The 18,123-nt window shown below is 69.1% G+C and carries 15 protein-coding genes; 5 read left to right on the top strand and 10 right to left on the bottom strand.

Annotation, left to right across the window (positions count from 1 at the left end; genetic code table 11):
• Window positions 1–129: 129 nt before the first annotated feature.
• Window positions 130–1,377, bottom strand: coding sequence for a D-alanyl-D-alanine carboxypeptidase family protein (locus B7Z76_RS10005; protein ID WP_236656396.1), 1,248 nt, complete (start codon window positions 1,375–1,377; stop codon window positions 130–132).
• 168 nt (window positions 1,378–1,545) lie between these two features.
• On the opposite strand from B7Z76_RS10005, the gene lepB reads away from it, so the two are divergent.
• Genes lepB through era form a run of 3 tightly spaced genes read left to right on the top strand, consistent with a single transcriptional unit; the run spans window position 1,546 to window position 3,850 of the window.
• Window positions 1,546–2,304: a signal peptidase I gene (gene lepB, locus B7Z76_RS10000; protein WP_174504017.1), complete on the top strand. Its 759-nt coding sequence runs from the start codon at window positions 1,546–1,548 to the stop codon at window positions 2,302–2,304.
• Window positions 2,301–2,966: a ribonuclease III gene (gene rnc, locus B7Z76_RS09995; RefSeq protein ID WP_174504018.1), complete on the top strand. Its 666-nt coding sequence runs from the start codon at window positions 2,301–2,303 to the stop codon at window positions 2,964–2,966. Before lepB ends, rnc begins: the two co-directional genes overlap by 4 nt.
• Window positions 2,963–3,850, top strand: a complete 888-nt coding sequence (era, locus tag B7Z76_RS09990; RefSeq protein ID WP_174504019.1) for a GTPase Era — start codon at window positions 2,963–2,965, stop codon at window positions 3,848–3,850. The genes rnc and era overlap by 4 nt, the downstream gene beginning before the upstream one ends.
• A 38-nt stretch (window positions 3,851–3,888) precedes the next feature.
• Here era and B7Z76_RS09985 read toward each other — a convergent pair whose 3' ends face one another.
• The 7 genes from B7Z76_RS09985 to B7Z76_RS09955 form a co-directional block, all read right to left on the bottom strand.
• Complete coding sequence (locus B7Z76_RS09985) at window positions 3,889–5,007, bottom strand: acyl-CoA dehydrogenase family protein (RefSeq protein ID WP_291343685.1); 1,119 nt, start codon at window positions 5,005–5,007, stop codon at window positions 3,889–3,891.
• A 10-nt stretch (window positions 5,008–5,017) separates the two neighbouring features.
• Complete coding sequence (pimC, locus tag B7Z76_RS09980) at window positions 5,018–6,229, bottom strand: pimeloyl-CoA dehydrogenase large subunit (RefSeq protein ID WP_174504021.1); 1,212 nt, start codon at window positions 6,227–6,229, stop codon at window positions 5,018–5,020.
• Window positions 6,230–6,343: 114 nt separating this feature from the next.
• Window positions 6,344–8,047, bottom strand: a complete 1,704-nt coding sequence (locus tag B7Z76_RS09975; protein WP_291343682.1) for an AMP-binding protein — start codon at window positions 8,045–8,047, stop codon at window positions 6,344–6,346.
• Window positions 8,044–10,140 carry a 3-hydroxyacyl-CoA dehydrogenase NAD-binding domain-containing protein gene (locus tag B7Z76_RS09970; protein WP_174504023.1) on the bottom strand — a complete coding sequence of 699 codons (2,097 nt, stop codon included), beginning with the start codon at window positions 10,138–10,140 and terminating at the stop codon, window positions 8,044–8,046. The genes B7Z76_RS09975 and B7Z76_RS09970 overlap by 4 nt, the downstream gene beginning before the upstream one ends.
• Before the next feature lie 121 nt (window positions 10,141–10,261).
• Window positions 10,262–11,260: an ABC transporter substrate-binding protein gene (locus B7Z76_RS09965; RefSeq protein WP_291343679.1), complete on the bottom strand. Its 999-nt coding sequence runs from the start codon at window positions 11,258–11,260 to the stop codon at window positions 10,262–10,264.
• Window positions 11,260–12,633, bottom strand: coding sequence for a tetratricopeptide repeat protein (locus B7Z76_RS09960; RefSeq protein WP_291343677.1), 1,374 nt, complete (start codon window positions 12,631–12,633; stop codon window positions 11,260–11,262). The genes B7Z76_RS09965 and B7Z76_RS09960 overlap by 1 nt, the downstream gene beginning before the upstream one ends.
• The gene (locus B7Z76_RS09955) at window positions 12,630–14,507 is read right to left on the bottom strand and encodes a tetratricopeptide repeat-containing sulfotransferase family protein (protein WP_291343675.1); all 1,878 of its coding nucleotides are present in this window, start codon (window positions 14,505–14,507) and stop codon (window positions 12,630–12,632) included. Before B7Z76_RS09955 ends, B7Z76_RS09960 begins: the two co-directional genes overlap by 4 nt.
• Window positions 14,508–14,639: 132 nt before the next feature.
• On the opposite strand from B7Z76_RS09955, the gene mbfA reads away from it, so the two are divergent.
• Both mbfA and B7Z76_RS09945 read left to right on the top strand, forming a co-directional pair.
• The gene (gene mbfA / locus B7Z76_RS09950; RefSeq protein ID WP_174504027.1) at window positions 14,640–15,596 is read left to right on the top strand and encodes an iron exporter MbfA; all 957 of its coding nucleotides are present in this window, start codon (window positions 14,640–14,642) and stop codon (window positions 15,594–15,596) included.
• A gap of 31 nt (window positions 15,597–15,627) precedes the next feature.
• Window positions 15,628–16,584: a nitronate monooxygenase family protein gene (locus tag B7Z76_RS09945; RefSeq protein WP_174504028.1), complete on the top strand. Its 957-nt coding sequence runs from the start codon at window positions 15,628–15,630 to the stop codon at window positions 16,582–16,584.
• Window positions 16,585–16,591: 7 nt separating this feature from the next.
• On the opposite strand, the gene B7Z76_RS09940 is transcribed toward B7Z76_RS09945, so the two are convergent.
• Together B7Z76_RS09940 and B7Z76_RS09935 are read right to left on the bottom strand one after the other, a co-directional pair.
• On the bottom strand, window positions 16,592–17,257 hold the full coding sequence (locus B7Z76_RS09940) for a glutathione S-transferase (RefSeq protein ID WP_174504029.1): 666 nt from the start codon (window positions 17,255–17,257) through the stop codon (window positions 16,592–16,594).
• Window positions 17,254–18,087, bottom strand: a complete 834-nt coding sequence (locus tag B7Z76_RS09935; RefSeq protein WP_174504890.1) for a folate-binding protein YgfZ — start codon at window positions 18,085–18,087, stop codon at window positions 17,254–17,256. The genes B7Z76_RS09940 and B7Z76_RS09935 overlap by 4 nt, the downstream gene beginning before the upstream one ends.
• Between the last annotated feature and the right edge of the window lie 36 nt (window positions 18,088–18,123).

Genomic DNA, 18,123 nt, shown 5'->3' with positions numbered 1-18,123 from the left:
TTGCGACCGGCTTTCGACCAATCTTCGGCCGCATAATGGCAAGCGGCACCGGATTTTGCAAGCCGCCGCCCGCCGTTTCGCGAGCGGAAGCCGCAAAGGTGCGGCTCCGGCCGAACGACCGGAGTGCGGTTACAGTGCTGCCTTCAGCCGGCGCATCATCCGGGTCATGAAGCTGGCCCGCGGATCGTCCGCCAGCGCCACGGCGGGAACGGTGGCCAGGGTCTTGCCCTCGGCGGTTACGGTGATGGTGCCGACCTGTTGCCCGCGATGCACGCCTCCCGCCGGCGGCGGATCGAGTGTCACGCTGGTTTTCAGCGTTTTCGCCGCCAGAACCGGCAGCGTCATCGACACGTCGTGCCCCGGCCCGACAGCAACGCTGGTGGTGCGATAGAGCGGCGCCTTCAGCGTGCCCACCGGCTTGCCGGCGGTGACGATCGTGGCGTTGGTGTAGAACTGGTAGCCGTAATCGAGCAGGGACTCGATGTCGTGGGTGCTGACCGACCAGTTCGGGCCGCCGAGCACCACGGCGATCAGGCGCCGCCCGTTGCGCAGCGCGGTGGCGTCGATGCAATGGCCGGCCTCGTTGGTGCGGCCGGTCTTCAGCCCGTCCACCGTCGGGTCGTGAAACAGGACCGGGTTCCAGCTGCGCTGGCGGATCTTGTCGAAGGTGAAGTGTTTCTTGACCGATATCTTGAGGAATTGCGGATAGGTGCGGACGATGTCGCGCGACAGGGTCGCGACATCCATCGCCGATGTGCGCAGGTCCGGGTCGGGCAGGCCATCGACATTTGTATAATGCGTCGCCTTCAGGCCGAGCGCCTTGGCCTCGTGGTTCATCAGGCCGACGAACCCGCCGCGGCTGCCGGCAACCGCCTGGGCGAGCGCCACGGCGGCATCGTTGCCCGAATCGATGATGAGCCCGTGCAGCAGCTGGTCCACCGTCACCGACATGGCCGGCGAGATGAACATGCGCGAGCCGCCGGTGTGCCAGGCGGTGGCGCTGACCGGCACGGTCTGGTCCATCTTCAACGCGCCGCGGGTCACGGCCTGATAGGTGAGATAGGCGGTCATCAGCTTGGTCAGGCTGGCGGGCGGCCAGGGCTGGTCCGGCGCCTTGGCGGCGATCACCGCACCGGTATCGGCATCCATCAGCACATAGGCCGCCTGCTGCGGCAGCTCGGGCGGCTGTGGCACGCCCGCGACGGCGAGCGGCGCGACCGGCGGTGGGCCGGCATCCTGCTGCGGCACCGCGGCGGCGGCGGCGGCATGGTGTGCCGGGCGGTGTGCCGGGCCCTTGTGCCGCGTGACCGTGTGGCCGGCGGCAAGGGAGGTGGTGGAAAGGAGGGCGAACGTCAGGCACAAAAGGCGGCGCTTCATGGCTGCGGGAGTCCGGTCTGTTGGCATATCGAGAGCCATACAATCGCGGGCCATGCCGTGGCAAATCGCGAGGTCGTGCGAGGCGTTCACGCCGCTGTCAGGACCGGTTCCTTGACTTCGCGCCCCCCGCACGGTTGAACCGGGCGGAACATTTCAGAACGGTTGGACATGGCGCAGACGAAGGATACGGTCGCAGGCTCGGTCAGGGAGTGGGTTGTCACGATCGTTTATGTCGTGGTGATCGCCGTGTTCATCCGCTCCTTCCTGTTCGAGCCGTTCTTCATTCCCTCCGGCAGCCTGACGCCGACGCTGCTGCCCGGCGATTTCGTGCTGGTGACCAAGTGGAACTACGGCTATTCGCGCTGGTCCTTCCCGTTCGGCGAGCCGGACTTCAAGGGGCGGATCTTCGGCTCGCTGCCGAAGCAGGGGCAGATCGCGGTGTTCGCCCTGCCGCGCGATCCGGCCGTCGACTACATCAAGCGGGTGATCGGCGAGCCGGGCGACTCCGTGCAGGTGACCGACGGGCAGCTTTACATCAACGGGCACGAGGTGCCCCGCACCTCGGCCGGGACCTATATCGAGACCCCGCTCGATTCCGGCGAGGGCGTGCCGGTCAGCGTGCGGCTCTATCGCGAGCACCTGCCGGATGGCGTCACCCATCTGATCGCCAAGGAAACCAGCCAGGGCTTTGCCAACAACACGCCGGTCTATCACGTGCCGGCTGACCATCTGTTCATGATGGGCGACAATCGCGATTTCTCCGAGGATTCGCGCTATCTCGACGCCGTCGGCTACGTGCCGCTGGCGAATTTCGTCGGCCGGGCGCGGATCATCTGGTTCTCCATCCGGCTCGATCATCCGTGGTGGGCGTTCTGGTACTGGCCGGTCGATATCCGCTGGGACCGGCTGTTCACGGTCATCCATTGAACGAGGCGGCGGAGGCGCTGCTCGGGCATCGCTTCGCGCGGCCTGACCTGCTTGCCCAGGCCCTCACCCATCGCTCCGCCGTCGGGCAGGGTGGCCTCGGATCGAACGAACGGCTGGAATTCATTGGCGACCGCGTGCTGGGCCTGCTGATCGCGGAATGGCTGATCGAGCGGTTTCCGCATGAGCGCGAGGGTGGGCTGGGGCCGCGGCTGGCACATCTCGTCTCCCGCCAGTCGCTTGCGGAGATTGCCGAGCATGGCGGGATTGCCGGGCTGCTCTCGGTCTCGCCGGGGGAGAGCCGGCGCGGGGTGCGCAACCGCGCGACCGTGCTGGCCGATGCGCTGGAAGCGCTGATCGGCGCGCTCTATCTCGATGGCGGGCTGGAGCCGGCGCGCCTGTTCATCCGCCGCATCTTCGCACCCCGGATCGACGGGCAGCCGAGCGCCCCGCCCAAGGACCCGAAGACCGCGCTGCAGGAATATGCGCTGGCGCGCGGGCCGGTTCTGCCGGCCTATGAGCTGGTGGAGCGGACCGGCCCCTCGCACGCGCCGCGCTTTCGCATCCGCGTGACGGTCGAGGGACGCTCGGCCGAGGGACTCGCCGGAACCAAGCGCGAGGCGGAGCAGATCGCCGCGCGCGACCTGCTGGAGCAACTGCAATGACGACCCGCTGTGGTTATGTCGCCCTTCTCGGACGGCCGAATGCCGGCAAGTCCACCCTGCTGAACCAGGCGGTCGGCGCCAAGGTGTCGATCGTGACACCCAAGGCGCAGACCACGCGGTTTCGCATTTCCGGCATCGTCATGCGCGGTGGCGACCAGATCGTGCTGGTCGACACGCCGGGCATCTTCGCGCCGAAGCGGCGGCTCGACCGTGCAATGGTCGCCGCGGCGTGGGAGGGCGTGGCCGGCGCCGATCTCGCCTGCCTGATCGTCGATGCGGCGAAGGCGGACCCGGACGATCTCGCCGAGCCGATCGAGGCGCTCGCCGCGACCGGGCGGCCACGCTGGCTGATCCTCAACAAGATCGACCTGCTGCCGCGCGACAGGCTGCTGCCGCTGGCCGAAACGCTGGCGCGCCAGGGCGGGTTCGCGGAAGTGTTCATGATCAGCGCGCTGAAGCGCGACGGCGTCGATCGCCTGCTCGACGCGCTGGCCGCGGCAATGCCCGAGGGCCCGCATCTCTACCCCGAGGACGAGCTGACCGACCAGACCGAGCGGATGCTCGCCGCCGAGCTGGTGCGCGAGCAGATCTTTCTCCAGCTGCGCGACGAGGTGCCTTACGGCGCCTCGGTCGAGACCGAGAGTTTCAGCGAGCGGAAGGACGGATCGGTGCGGATCGACGTCACGGTCTATGTCGCGCGCGCCGGCCACAAGAAGATCGTGCTCGGCGAGGGCGGGGCGCGCATCAAGTCGATCGGGTCGCGGGCGCGGCGGGATCTCGAGCGCCAGCTGGAGCGGCGGGTGCACCTGTTTCTCAACGTCAAGGAACGCCCGGGCTGGGACGAGGAGGCCGCGCGGCTGCGCGCCCTCGGCCTCGATGGCTGAACACCGGCGCCGGGTTGGCCCGGCGCCGGTTCAGAACATCAGGCGGCGAGCCGGCGGCGATGGTGATCGGCGTTGCCGAACATCGTGTCGATCATCGTCAGCCGCTTGAAGTAGTGGCCGGCCTTGTATTCCATCGTCATCGCGATGCCGCCATGCAGCTGGACCGCCTGCTGGCCGACGAAGTGCAGCGCCTTGCCCACCCCGGCCTTGGCCAGCGCCATCGCCTTGCCGCGCGCCTCGGCATCGTCGTCGGCGGCCGAGAGGGCGGCAAAGATGGCAAGGCTGCGCGCCTGTTCCAGCGCCACATACATGTCCACGGCGCGGTGCTGCAGCGCCTGGAAGACGGCAATCGCCACCCCGAACTGCTTGCGCTGCTTCATGTAGTCGACGGTCAGTGCGACCAGGGCCTCCATCGCGCCCACCGCCTCGGCGCAGAGGGCGGCGATCGTCTCGTCGCGCGCGCGCTCCAGCACCGCGAGATCGCCGATCTGCCGCGCCGCCGGAACCCGCACGCTGGCGAGCGAGATTTCCGCGCCGCGCAGCAGGTCCTGCATCGGATAGCCTCGGCGGGAGACGCCTTCGGCCTTCGCATCGACCAGGAACAGGCCGATCCCGTCGCGGTCGCGCCTTCTGCCCGAGAGGCGGGCGCTGACGATCAGCCAGTCCGCCGTGTCGCCACCGAGGACCACCGACTTCTCGCCCTCGAGGATGAAGTGATCGCCGTCGCGCTTCGCGGTGGTGGTCACGTCTTCGAGGTCGTGGCGGGAACTGCGCTCGGTATGGGCGACGGCGACGATCGTCTCGCCGGCGGCAAGTGCTGGAACAACCTCGTCCCTCACCGCCGCGCTCGAGCCGTGGCGGAGGACGGCGCCGGCGAAGACGATCGCGGCGAGATAGGGTTCGAGGGCCAGCGCCTTGCCGATCTCCTCCATGACGATCATGGTCTCGACCGGCCCGCCGCCGAAGCCGCCCTGCGCCTCGTCGAAGGGCAGGGCGAGCAGCCCGGCCTCGGCATATTCGGCCCAGACCGCGCGGTCGAACCCTTCGGGAAGTTTCGCATAGATTTTGCGCTTTTCGAAATCGGCGTAGCGGCTGGCGAAAAGCTTGCCGACACTGTCGCGCAGCAGGCGCTGTTCTTCGGTGAAATCGAAATCCATTGTCTTGTCCTCAGAACCCCAGGATCGCCTTGGCGATGATGTTGCGCTGGATCTCGTTCGAGCCGCCGTAGATCGAGATCTTCCGCCAGTTGAAGTAGGTGGGCGCCGCCTCGGCCGCATCGTCCGGCCCGATCGGCATGGCGTTGCCGTCGTCATCCGGATCGGTCGAGCCCTGGAACGGCATGGCGAGCGGGCCGACGACGTCGAGCAGCAGCTCGGTCGTCGCCTGCTGGATTTCCGAACCCTTGATCTTGAGGATCGAGGATTTCGGGTCCGGCCGGCCATGCTTGCCCGATTTGCGCGCTTCGGCGAGGACGCGGAGCTGGGTGATTTCCAGCGCCTTGAGATCGATCTCGACATCCGCGAGCTTCTCGCGGAACCAGGGCGCGTCGATCAGCCTGGCATCGCCGGCGCGCTCGATCGCGGCGAGTTCGCGGATGCGGCGCAGGCGCTGCTTCGAGGCGCCGACGCGGGCGATGCCGGTGCGCTCGTTGCCGAGCAGGAACTTCGCATAGTCCCAGCCCTTGTTCTCCTCGCCGACGAGGTTTTCCGCCGGCACCTTCACCTCGTCGAACCAGACCTCGTTCACCTCGTGCCCGCCATCGATCAGCTGGATCGGCCGGACGGTGATGCCGGGGGTCTTCATGTCGACAAGGATGAAGGAAATGCCTTGCTGCTTCTTCTCCGCCCCCGGATTGGTGCGGGCGAGGACGAAGATCCAGTCGGCGTATTGCGCAAGGGTCGTCCAGGTCTTCTGGCCGTTGATGATGTAGTGATCGCCCTCGCGGCGGGCCGTCGTCTTGAGGCCGGCGAGGTCCGATCCCGCGCCCGGCTCGGAGAAGCCCTGGCACCACCAGATGTCGAGATTCGCCGTGGCCGGCAGGAATTTCCGCTTCTGCTCGTCATTGCCGAAGGTCGCGATCACCGGGCCGACCATGGAGACGTTGAAGGGCAGCGGGCTCGGCGCGGGGGCCGATTGCAGCTCGTCGAGCAGGATGAATTCCTGCACCGGGCTCCAGTCCCGCCCGCCCCAGGCGCGCGGCCAGTGCGGCACCGCCCAGCCTTTCGCGTTGAGCTTGCGCTGCCAGTCGATAATATCCTGCTTGCCGATCTCGCGTCCCTCGATCAGGCGCTTGCGCACCTCTGCGGGCAGGTTGTCGCGGATGAAGGCGCGCACCTCGTCGCGGAACGCGATTTCCTCGGGCGAAAAGCTGAGTTCCATGGCGCTCTCCTCAGTTGTTCGTGATATGGCCGGCGGCCGATTTGCGGCTGCCGGTGCTGGTGTCGGTGCGGTTGTCGGGCCGCCCGCGCGGAGCGGCGGCGATGGAAACCGGGCTCATGACGCCGCCGCACTGGAAGCCCTGGCGGCCGCGTGGGCGTCGCGTTCCTCTGCTGCGAGTTCCTTGCGCGAAAACTTGCCGACCGATGTCTTCGGCAGGGTCTCGCGGAATTCGAGGGCGGCGGGCAGTTCGTGCTTGCCGAGCTTGTCGGCAAGGAAGTCGCGCAGCGACTCGATCGTGAATTCCGCAGCACCCGGCTTCAGCGTTATGAAAGCCTTGGCCGACTGGCCGCGATAGTCATCCGGCACGCCGACGACGATGACCTCGGCGACATCGGGATGTTCGTAGATCGCGCTTTCGATCACGGTCGGGTAGACGTTGAAGCCGCCCGAGAGGATCATGTCCTTCTTGCGGTCGACGAGAAAGACCATGCCGTCCTCGTCGATATAGCCGACATCGCCGGTCAGGAAATGGCCGTCGACGAAACTGCGGGCGGTTTCCTCGGGGTTTTGCCAGTAGCCGATGAAGGTGTTGGGCGAGCGGATGCGGATTTCGCCGGTTTCGCCATAGGGCAGCACGCGGGATGGATCGTCGAGGGCGACGACGTCGAGCTTGATGCCGGGCAGCGGCATGCCGGCGGAGCCGAACTTGAACAGCCCGTCGAGCAGGTTGCCGGTGCCGGCCGAGGCGGTTTCGGTCATGCCCCAGCCGCCGCCGAGGCGCATGCCGGTCAGCCGCTCGAAGCGCTGCCCGATTTCCACCGGCAGCGGCGCGCCGCCCGAGCCGACGAGGCGGAGCGACGAGAGATCCCGCCGGTCGAGATCCGGCACGTTGGCGAGCGCGATCCACATCGTCGGCACGCCGGGAAAATAGCTCGCCTTCTTCACCTCGATGTCGCGCAGCGTGGTTTCGGCATCGAACTTCAGCCGCAGCAGCAGCGTCGATCCGCGCGAGAGCTGCAACAGGCAGAGCACGACCAGCGCGTAGATATGGAACAGCGGCAGCACGCAGATCGCGCGGAATTTCTGCCCCGGCGGGAAGCGGTTCTGGCCGTCGAAGAAAGTGGCGTAGATCGCCACCGCCGCCCGCAGCGTCGCGTGCGTGTGCATCGCCCCCTTGGGCAGGCCGGTGGTGCCGCCGGTATATTGCAGCAGCGCGAGATCGCCCGGCGCGATGGCGGGCGGCTCGAATTCGAACGCCCGTCCCCGCGCGCGCAGGGCATCGAGCGTCATCACCCGCTGATCGCCGGTCGGGATCGGCGGGTGCGCCATGCCGGGGATCTCGCCGAACGCCGCGTCATCGGCGACGACGAGGCGCTCGACATGGCCGGCATCGAGCAGTTTCAGCGCCATGCCGAGCATCGCGCCGAGATTGGTCGTCACCAGCGTGCGCGCGCCGGAATCGTGCAGCTTGTGGGCAAGCTCGCGCTCCGCATCCAGCGGCGAGAGATGCGCGACCACGAGCCCCGCCGTCAGCGCGCCGTAGAAGCAGAACGGGTGCGCCGGCACGTTCGGCAGATAGAGCGCGATGCGCTCGCCCTTCGCGTGGCCGAGCGAGGCGAGCCCGGCGGCAACCTCGCCGATGGCGATGCCAAGCTCGGCGAAGCCGGTTTCACGATCGCGATAGTCCAGCGCGGGCTGGGCTGCGTTTTCAGCGACGCTGCGCGCGATCATGGCCGGGATCGTCTCGGCCGGGATGTCGATATCCCAGCCGAGACCGGGCGGATAATTCCGCTCCCACGGGAACGGCCGGGCGCTCATGACGCGGCTTTCGCGTCCTGGGCGAAATCCGCGAACCCCTGGCCTTCCGCCGCGAGGTGACGCAGCAGGGCGCAGGGGGCGAGCGTTTCGTCGCCCACCGCCTTGGCGTAGTGTTCGAGCCGGGCGGCGATTTCCTTCAGCCCGACGAGATCGGCATGGAAGCACGGCCCGCCGCGCCAGACCGGCCAGCCATACCCATAGATCCAGACGACATCGACATCGGACGGACGGATGGCGATGCCTTCCTCGAGGATGCGGGCTGCCTCGTTGATCATCGGGTAGGTCATGCGTTCGAGGATTTCCTGGTCGGAAATCGCCCGCCGGGTGATGCCGAGGGCTGCCGCCTTTTCACTGATCAGCGCCTCGACCTCGGGGTCGGGCGTCGGCACCCGGCTGCCGTTCTCATAGATGTAGTAGCCGCGGCCGGTCTTCTGGCCGAAGCGGCCCATCTCGCACAGCGCGTCCGACACCGGTGCTGTGGCGCCGCGATGCTTGCGGATCCGCCAGCCGACATCGAGCCCGGCCAGATCGCCCATGGCGAACGGACCCATCGGGAAGCCGAACGCCTTGACCACGGCATCGACCTGCTGCGGCAGCGCGCCTTCCAGCATCAGCCGCTCGCACTCGGTGGTGCGGCGCGCCAGCATGCGGTTGCCGACGAACCCGTCGCAATTGCCGACGACGACCGGCACCTTGCCCAGGGTCTTGCCCACCGCGATGGCGGTGGCGATCGACTGCGCGGAGCTTTCCTTGCCGCGCACGATCTCCAGCAGTTTCATCACGTTGGCCGGCGAGAAGAAATGCATGCCGAGAACGTCGCCCGGCCGCTTCGTCGCGGCGGCGATGGCGTCGACATCCAGCGTCGAGGTGTTGGTCGCGAGCAGCGCGCCTTGCCGGGCGATGCCATCGATCCGCGCGAAGACCTCCTTCTTGAGCCCGAGTTCCTCGAACACCGCCTCGATCACGATATCCGCCTCGGCCATCACGCCCCAGTCGGTGCTGCCGGAGAACAGGGCCATGCGCTTCTCGGTCGTGCCGGCGGGCAGGGCGCCGCGCTGGACCGAGACGTCGTAGGTGCTGCGCACGCGGTCGAGCCCACGGGACAGCGCCGCCTCGTCGGTCTCGACGATGGTGACCGGGATGCCCGCATTGGCGAAATTCATCGCGATGCCGCCGCCCATCGTGCCGCCGCCGATCACCACGGCGCGGCCGATTTTCGCCCCCTTCACCTCGGGACCGATGCCCGGGATTTTCTGCGCCTCGCGCTCGGCGAAGAACACATGCCGCTGGGCGCGCGACTGGTCGCCGACGACGAGGCGCATGAACGCCTGCTGCTCGGCGCGTGCTCCTTCGTCGAAGGGCAGGGTGAAGGAATTGCGCACGGCCTCGACACAGGCGGCCGGCGCCTCGACGCCCTTGAGCCGCTTCGTCGCCTCGGCGGCGGCGGCCTCGAAGGCGCCCGGATCGGCCTTGGCGGCGGCAATTTTGTCGCTGCGGTCGCGCACGCGGATGAGTCGGGTCGGGTCGATCGTATGGGCGAAATCGATGGCGCCCTGCACCGGCTCGGCGACGATCGCATCGATCAGCCCGTCCGCCAGCGCGGCCTTGGCGCCGATCATCTTCCCGGAGACGATGGCGGCCACCGCCTTTTCCGGCCCGATCAGCCGCGGCAGGCGCTGCGTGCCGCCGGCACCCGGCAGCAGGCCGAGCTTGACTTCCGGCAGGCCCATCCGCGCTGAGTCGACCGCGACGCGATAATGGCAGCCAAGTGCGAGTTCGAGCCCGCCGCCGAGCGTGGTGCCGAACAGCGCGGCAACGACCGGCTTGCGGCAATTGTCGAACCGCTCGATCACCTCGTGCAGGCCCGGCGCGCGCGGCGGCTTGCCGAATTCGGTGATGTCGGCGCCGGCCGAGAAGGTGCGACCCTTGCAGGCGAGCACGATGACCCGGACCGACGCATCCGCCTCCGCCGCCGCGAGCTGCTCGATGAGCCCGGTCCGCACGGCATGGCCGAGCGCGTTGACCGGGGGATTGTCGATCGAGATGACGGCGACGCCGTTGGCGATTTCGAGCCCGACTTTCTGCTCGCTCATGTTCCCTCCGCTTGTGTGGCCGAACCCGGCACCATTGGTTAAGCGTTTATCGCTTGCGGTCGGGGGCGATGCAAGACCCCCCCAAGCCCTTCCAAGCCCTCCCGCGCCCGCTCTCGCCGCTTCAAAGCCCCGAGCCGACCATCTCGCGCGCGAACCAGTCGATGGCCGGCAGCGGGTCGGTCGCGATCGCGCGCGGATCGCGCGGGGCGAGACCGGCGAGGTCCGGCAGGTTTGGCGGCGGCGGCACCGCCGCATTCACCGGCCAGAAGGACGAGTCCATGTCGTCCGCCGCAAGCGCTGCGCGCTGGCCGGCGGGCGAGCAGGCAAAGGCGATGAACGCGAGGGCCGCGTGCCGCACGGCCGGTTCGAGATGTCGCGGCATCACGATCAGGCTCGGCATCAGCACGGCGGGTGCCGGGATCACGGTTTCGAGCGAGGAATCGACGCGGGAGGCGATGTGAAAGGCGACGGCGGAGCGGACAAGGGCGAGCTGGATGGCGCCGCTGCGCAGGGCCGCGACGGTGTCGGACGTGGAGGCGTAGATATGCAGTCCTGCCCCCCGGAGTGCCTTGACGAAGCCGCGCCCGGCCGGCCAGCCCTGGGCGGCGAGCAGGCTGGCGAGGCCGCCCCAGGCGGCATCGTCCAGGCCCGGATCGGCCATGCCGGCAAGCCCGCGGCGGGCGGGGGCGAGCAGGTCCTGCCAGTGCGCCGGGGCGGCGAAGGGGGCGGATTTCGGCATCAGCAGCACGCCGCCGAGTTCGAGCCCGGTCGGGATCGCGCTGCCATCCGGCGGGATGAGGGCGGCGGCGCGCGGCGATAGCCCGGCCGGCACCGGCAGATGCCGCGCCAGCAACCCCCGCGCATCGAGGGCGATGGCGGTCGGCGTGCCGGTGAACCAGGCGAGCGCCCAGCGTGGGTGCGATCCCTCGTGGGCGATCCGGTCGGCAAGGCCGGTCGGCGGCGGGCGGCGGATGCGCACGGCGATGCCGGTTTGCGCGGTGAAGGCGCGGGCGACGGCGGGGGCATCATCCAGCCGCGAATACAAGGTGAGGGTCGCGGCCCGCGCGGCGAAGGGGGCGCCGAGCAGGCAGGCGAGGACAAGCGGAACGAGACGGCGCATTACAAACTCCCGGCAACCCGCTCGATCACGCCCGACCAGTCGGCCGCGCGTTCCTGGCGGAAAAGGCGCAATGACGGGTACCAAGGCGTATCCTCCCGGTCCAGCAGCCAGCGCCAGTCGGGTGTGTAGGGCAGGATGACGGAGGTGGCCACGCCGGCCGCACCCGCCAGATGGGCGACCGAGGTGTCGATCGTCACCAGCCGGTCGAGACAGTGCAGGATCGCCAGCGTATCGGTGAAATCAAGGATCGAAGGGCCGAGATTGACCAGCGGCGCGCGGCCGAAATAACGGCCCACCTCGTCGATCCGGTCGCCTTTCTGCACGGTGATGATGGCAATGTCGGGCCGGGCGAAGAGCGGTGCGAAGCGCTCCAGCCGCACCGTCCGCTTGCGGTCGTTCTTGTGGGTGGGCCGGCCGGCCCAGACCAGGCCGATGCGCTTCAGCCCCGCCGGCACCAGCGTGGCGAGGCGCTGGCGCCAGGTTTCGACCATGCGCGGGTCGGCCCGCAGATAGGGGGTTTCCGCCGGAATGGTGGCGAGCGTGGTGCCGGCGAGGCGCGGCAGGCCGGAGAGCGGCATGTATACGTCATACGCCCCGGCGGCGGCCCAGCTGCTCACGAAGCGGCCGGTTCCGGGGATCTGTCGTAGCAAGGGCTTCAGGGAGCTGTCGCAGGCGATGACGGGGTTTGGCGCGCGGGCGGCGGCCCAGGGGATGTAGCGGCCGAACTGGATGCAGTCGCCGAACCCCTGGTCGGCGACGAGCAGCAGCCGCCCATCCGGCAGCTTGCCGCCGTCCCATTGCGGCCGGTCGGTCCTGGGCAGCATCCCCTCGGCCTGTTTCAGCTCGAATCGTCGCTCGTAGCTTTCCCAGCCTTCCGCCAGCCGCCCGCCGAGCAGCAGCAGCTCGGCGCGGGCGAAATGCGCCTCGGCGAAGTCGGGCGCGAGCGCGATGGCGCGGTCCGCGGCGTCGAGGCCGGCATCCAGCTCATGGCGCTCATGGCGGATCATCGCGAGGTTGAAATGCGCGAGGTGGTCGTCCGGCGCGAGTTCGACGGCGCGCAACGCCATCGCCAGCGCGTCGTCGAGCCTGCCGGCGCTGCGATAGATGTCGCAGGCGTTGCGCGGGTAGAGTGCGACATCCGGCGCGAGGGCGAGCGAGGTCTCGATCAGCTCGATCGCCCGCGGAATGTCGCCGGCCCGATGCGCCACGATGCCGGCGATATGCAGCACGTGCGGGTGCTGCGGCGCGGCGGCGGCGGCGCGCGCGGCCAGCGTTTCGGCCTCCCGCAGCCGTCCCTCCTGCTCGAGCGCGGTGATTTCCGCCAGCACCTCGCCGACCGTGGTCTTCATCGGCCGGGGCGGGGCGGCGCTCATGCGGGTTGCATCTCCGGGGCGGCATAGCCGAGGCGCTCGATCCAGGGGGCGAGGACGGGCATGGCTTCGCCGAAGACATCGCCGAACCGGCGATGCCGGAACACCGCCCGCCGGTGCAGCGTCTCCAGCTCGGCCCGATAGGCGGGGACGCGCGGGACGGCGCGGGGGGGTGCTGCGATCATCGAAGCGGGATCGGCTTCATGCCCGATGAAGCGGAGCACGCGAGCCAGTGTCGCTTCCGTATCGGTGACCAGATCCTCGTAGCGCACGGCGAGGTATCGCATGGTCATCTGCCCGCGCACCTGCGCGATGGCGTTCATCTGCGCGTCGTAGAGCCGGGCGAGGCTGGCCAGCGTGACACCCGCATTGCCTTCATACAGCCGGTCCTGCGCGAAGCCTGACAGCACGACGTCGAGCGGATGGCGCAGCACGTGGATCACCGGCGCATCGGCGAACAGCGTGGCGGCGAGGCCGAGCAGCCAGGGCAGGTCGGGGTGGCGGTCGGTGACGAAGCGCGCCTGCGGCCCGGCGATGCCGCCGGCGCGCAGCAGGGCGGCGTAGCGCCCGGCGAGGATGGCTGGAATGTCCCGCGCCTCGCCGGCGACCATGACATCCAGCGCGGCGGGAAAGCTGGCCCCAGGGTCGCCGAAGCTGGCGCCGCTGAAGCTTGCGACCAGCGAGGTCAGCAACCGGGCGAGGGCGGGCAGCGGCGCGCGGCTGTCGCCGGGATCGATCTCCGGGGCCTGGGCGAGCAGATGTTCGAGCAGCGACGATCCCGAGCGCGGCGTGCCCAGCAGGAAAACCGGTGTCGGGGCGTTCGCCGGCGTCCCGGCCCTTGGCAGCCCGAGCAGCCGGTCGGCCCGGAATGTGCTGCGCAGGGCGGCGAGCCGGGCTTCGAGCGGTGCCGGATCGAAGCGGCGGCCGGCCTGGTCGCGCTGGTAGGCGCGGCCGGCCTGATAGGCCGACCAGGCCTCGTCGTGCCGGCCGAGGCGTTCGAGCGCGCGGCCGCGCAGGACGAGTTCGGTCGTCATCAGCGGCTGCGGCGCGATCCGGGCCTCGGTGGCGGCGATCCGCTCCAGCACGGCCCCGGCATCCCCCGCGCGCAGCCTGACGAGATCGAGCAGGACGGCGAGGCTGCGATTGTCGGGGTCGGCCGCCACGGCCTCGGCGGCGAGTGCTGCCGCTTCGTCCAGCCGGCCGCGCCCCGCCTCGACCTGCGCGAGACCGCCAATGCTGCGCGGGGTGCGGGCGGCGCCTTGCAGCACCTGGGCGTACATCGTCGCTGCCTCGTCCAGCCGCCCCTGCTGGCGCAGATTCCAGGCGAGATTGCCGAGCAGGACCGGATTGGCGGTTTCCGACAGCGCCGCGGCGATGCGGTAATGCCGTTCGCCATAGGCGGCGCGGCCGGTTTCTGTCTGGATCAGCCCCAGCAGGTGATGCGCGGCCGGATCGCGCGGGGCGAGCTGCACCGCCCGCCGCGCCGGCGCCTCCGCCTCGGCGTGGCGGCCCGCGCTGGCCAGAAGCTGCGCATGCAGGACATGCGCAGCCGGGGTTTCGGGCGGCAGGGCGGCGAGGCGGGCCACGAGCGCAATGGCCGCCGCGCTTCGCCCTTCGGCATGGCGGATTTCATGGAGCAGCCGCAGCGCTTCGGGATGCAGCGGCGCGAGGTCGAGGATCCGGAGCACAAGTCGCTCCGCCTCGAGACGACGCCCGGCATCGGCGGCGGCGCGGGCCTGCTTCATGTGCGGTGCGACCAGCGCGTGATGCGCGGGATCCGGCGGGCCGCCCTCGTCGAGGGCGCAGCAGCGCCGCGCCCGCAGGCCCGATCCGCAGCTGCAGGGCGTCGGGTCGGGGCGTGGAACGGGCGGCGGCATCGCTGCATCCATGTTAGTATCATGCAGGGTTTGCCGAGCGGCGCAAGGCTGGAGCGCGATCGCCAATTGCAAATAAATCTCAAGTAAAACAAGGCGCTTGACCTTGTCGGACGGTGCGGCCATGTCTCGCGCATGCGCAATTTCTCAGAACTGTCGGACCGCGAAATCCTGGCCCTCGCCATCGGTGCCGAGGAAGAGGACGGCCGCATCTATGCCGATATCGCCGAATCGCTCCATGCCGATTTCCCGGCCTCGGCAAAGGTGTTTTTCGAAATGGCGGCGGAGGAGAGCGACCACCGCCGTTCGCTGATCGATCTCTACCAGCAGAAATTCGGCGACCATATCCCGCTGATCCGCCGGCAGGACATACGCGGGTTCCTCGCCCGCAAGCCGGTCTGGCAGCTGCCGAAACCCACGATCAACGACGTGCGCAAGCTGGCCGAGAGCATGGAGTCGGAAACCCAGAATTTCTACCGCCTCGCCGCCAGCCGCACGAGCGATGCCGCGACGCGCAAGCTGCTCGGCGACCTTGCCGAGGCGGAGGCGGGCCATGAGCGCCTGGCCGACCGTCTCGCCCGCGAGAACCTGACCGAAGAGGCGCGCTCCGCCGAGGACGACACGGCACGCCGCAATTTCGTGCTGCGGTTTATCCAGCCCGGTCTCGCCGGGCTGATGGATGGTTCGGTTTCCACCCTGGCGCCGGTCTTTGCCGCCGCCTTTGCCTCCGGCAGCCCGTGGCAGGCCTTCATCGTCGGCATCGCCGCCTCGCTCGGTGCCGGCATTTCGATGGGCTTTGCCGAAGCCCTGTCCGACGATGGCAGCCTGACCGGCCGCGGCTCGCCGCTGATGCGCGGCGTGATCACCGGCGCGATGACGACGTTGGGCGGGCTCGGCCACACGTTGCCGTTCCTCATTCCGAATTTCTGGACCGCGATGGTGCTGGCCTTCGCCGTCGTTGTCGTCGAACTGGCGGCGATTTCCTGGATCCGCACCAAATACATGGACACGCCGCCGCTGCAGGCCGCGCTCCAGGTCGCACTCGGCGGCGCCATCGTCTTTGCCGTGGGCGTTGCGATCGGCAGCAGTTGACGTTTAGGGAAACCCTCGGCACAGTCGGGGGATGAGCGCCGCACAGGATCTTCGAAACAGGCTGGCGATTCCGGTGATCGGGTCGCCGCTGTTCATCATCTCCAATCCGAAACTGGTCATCGCCCAGTGCATCGCCGGCATCGTCGGCTCGTTTCCGGCGCTGAACGCCCGGCCGGCCGCGCAACTCGACGAGTGGCTGGCGGAGATCACCGAAACGCTGGCGGCCTGGGACCGCGATCATCCGGATCGCAAGGCGGCGCCCTTCGCGGTCAACCAGATCGTGCATCGCTCCAATACGCGGCTGGAACAGGATCTCGAACTCTGCGTGAAATATCGCGCGCCGCTGGTGATCACCTCGCTCGGCGCGCGGCCGGAGGTGAACGAGGCGGTGCATGGCTATGGCGGCATCGTGCTGCATGACATCATCAACAACCGCTTTGCCCGCAAGGCGGTCGAGAAAGGGGCGGACGGGCTGATCGCCGTGGCCTCCGGCGCCGGCGGCCATGCCGGCACGCTCTCGCCCTTCGCGCTGGTGCAGGAGATCCGCACCTGGTTCCAGGGGCCGCTCGCTCTGTCCGGCGCGATCGCGACCGGTCGCGCCGTGCTCGCCGCCGAGGCGATGGGAGCCGATTTCGCCTATATCGGCTCGGCCTTCATCGCCACCGAGGAGGCCAATGCGGCCAGTGCCTACAAGCAGGCGATCGTCGCCAGCGGTGCGGAGGATATCGTCTACACCAATCTTTTCACCGGCGTGCACGGCAATTATCTGCGCCCGAGCATCGTCGCCGCCGGGCTCGATCCCGACGACCTGCCGCAGAGCGATGCCTCGGCGATGAATTTCCACGAGGGCGCCAAGGCCAAGGCGTGGAAGGACATCTGGGGCTCGGGGCAGGGGATCGGCGCGATCGACGCGGTGCTGCCGGCGGGCGAGCGGGTCGCGCGGCTGATCGCCGAATACCGCGCGGCGCGCGCCGCCCTGTGCGGCTGAGCGCGGCTCAGGCGAACGGGTAGGGGCCGCCGCGCTCCAGCGCCCGCTGCCAGGCCGGGCGGGCGTGGATCGCGGCGAGAAAGGCGTTGAGCCGCGGGTAATTGCCGCGCAGCAGGCCCCTGGTGTTCGCCGCCTCGATCGGGAAGCTCATCATGATGTCGGCGCCGGTCAGCGCATCGCCCGCGAACCAGGCCGAGTTGGCCAGCGCGTCTTCCCAGAGGCGGATATTGGCGCCGAGATTGGGGTCGAGAAACGCATCGCCCACCTTGTTGCCGATGGCGCGCATCAGCGGCTTGAGCACGAAGGGCGCCTGTTTGGGCATTTCGTCGAACACCAGCTTCATCACCAGGAACGGCATGGCCGAGCCCTCGGCGTGGTGCAGCCAGTACGTGTAGCGGCGCCGCTCGTCGGTTCCCTCGGGAGGAATAAGCCGCCCCTTGCCATAGGTGCCGATGAGGTATTCGACGATCGCGCCGGTCTCGGCGACGGTGATGCCGCCATCGGTGATCACGGGCGACTTGCCAAGCGGATGCACCGCGCGCAGCGATGGCGGGGCGAGTCGCGTCTTCCGGTCGCGATCGTAATGCTGCACCTCGTATTCGAGGCCGAGTTCCTCCAGCAGCCAGAGCACGCGCTGCGAGCGCGACGCTTCGAGATGATGAACGACGATCATGGGGTCGCGGTCTCCGGCAGGGTCATCCAGGATGGGATATCGGGTGTCAGCGCGATGCCGTCGAGGCACAGCTTGCTGCCCAGCGCATCGAGCCGCAGCAGCGCGAGGCCGCGCCTTCCAAGGCTGGTCCGCAGGGTGCCGACCTCGCGCTCGCCATCGGTGATCGTCCCGGCGACGGGCAGCTCGGCTTCGGCATCGACCGGGATGAGCCGGCGCTTGACCAGCCCCCGGTAGCGGGTGCGGGCGGTGAGTTCCTGCCCCATGTAGCAGCCTTTCTCCCAGTCGATCCCGTGCAGCTCGCCGAAGCCGGCTTCCATCAGCAGGGTCTTTTCCGGTTCGAGATCGTCGTGATCGGGCAGGCCGAGCGCCAGCCGGTGGGCGAGATAGGCGGGTTCATCCGCCGCCCCGGCCAGCGGCGCCGGCGCCAGTATCCGGTGGCCGGCTTCGGGCAGGCGCGGATCGGCGGCGATGATCGCGCCGGGGGGTGTAACAGGGGGCGCGCCGCCCCACGCGGCATGCACCGCGAATTCGTCCGACCGGTCCCGCAGCGTGACCTGGCTGCGCAGCCGGAAGCGCGAGAGGCGGCGGATCAGCTCCGCGACCGAAGCGCGCGGCGCCTCCAGCAGGAGCGACTCGCCCGCGGCAAGAATGAAGAATTCGGCCAGATAGCGCCCCTGCGGCGTGAGCAGGGCGGACCAGACGGCCCGGCCCGGCTCCGCCTTCGTCACGTCGTTCGACACGAGGCCCTGGAGGAAGGCGACGCGGTCGGGCCCGTCGATCCCGATCACGCCGCGCGCGGGAAGATATGCGATCGTCGTCATGACCGGGATGTGGCCCCTTGGCCGTGCGGCGGCAAGCCGTGCTAC

Source organism: Acidiphilium sp. 20-67-58 (assembly GCF_002255515.1).
GTDB lineage: Bacteria > Pseudomonadota > Alphaproteobacteria > Acetobacterales > Acetobacteraceae > Acidiphilium.
Note: the sequence above shows the minus strand (reverse complement) of the source record. Positions and strands in the feature narration are given on the sequence as shown.

What these genes read in the sequence shown, in the direction of transcription:
- B7Z76_RS10005 (WP_236656396.1), bottom strand. Translation starts at nt 1,377, where the DNA reads ATGAAGCGCCGCCTTTTGTGCCTGACGTTCGCCCTCCTTTCCACCACC.
- lepB (WP_174504017.1), top strand. Translation starts at nt 1,546, where the DNA reads ATGGCGCAGACGAAGGATACGGTCGCAGGCTCGGTCAGGGAGTGGGTT.
- era (WP_174504019.1), top strand. Translation starts at nt 2,963, where the DNA reads ATGACGACCCGCTGTGGTTATGTCGCCCTTCTCGGACGGCCGAATGCC.
- B7Z76_RS09985 (WP_291343685.1), bottom strand. Translation starts at nt 5,007, where the DNA reads ATGGATTTCGATTTCACCGAAGAACAGCGCCTGCTGCGCGACAGTGTC.
- pimC (WP_174504021.1), bottom strand. Translation starts at nt 6,229, where the DNA reads ATGGAACTCAGCTTTTCGCCCGAGGAAATCGCGTTCCGCGACGAGGTG.
- B7Z76_RS09975 (WP_291343682.1), bottom strand. Translation starts at nt 8,047, where the DNA reads ATGAGCGCCCGGCCGTTCCCGTGGGAGCGGAATTATCCGCCCGGTCTC.
- B7Z76_RS09970 (WP_174504023.1), bottom strand. Translation starts at nt 10,140, where the DNA reads ATGAGCGAGCAGAAAGTCGGGCTCGAAATCGCCAACGGCGTCGCCGTC.
- B7Z76_RS09965 (WP_291343679.1), bottom strand. Translation starts at nt 11,260, where the DNA reads ATGCGCCGTCTCGTTCCGCTTGTCCTCGCCTGCCTGCTCGGCGCCCCC.
- B7Z76_RS09960 (WP_291343677.1), bottom strand. Translation starts at nt 12,633, where the DNA reads ATGAGCGCCGCCCCGCCCCGGCCGATGAAGACCACGGTCGGCGAGGTG.
- B7Z76_RS09955 (WP_291343675.1), bottom strand. Translation starts at nt 14,507, where the DNA reads ATGCCGCCGCCCGTTCCACGCCCCGACCCGACGCCCTGCAGCTGCGGA.
- mbfA (WP_174504027.1), top strand. Translation starts at nt 14,640, where the DNA reads ATGCGCAATTTCTCAGAACTGTCGGACCGCGAAATCCTGGCCCTCGCC.
- B7Z76_RS09945 (WP_174504028.1), top strand. Translation starts at nt 15,628, where the DNA reads ATGAGCGCCGCACAGGATCTTCGAAACAGGCTGGCGATTCCGGTGATC.
- B7Z76_RS09940 (WP_174504029.1), bottom strand. Translation starts at nt 17,257, where the DNA reads ATGATCGTCGTTCATCATCTCGAAGCGTCGCGCTCGCAGCGCGTGCTC.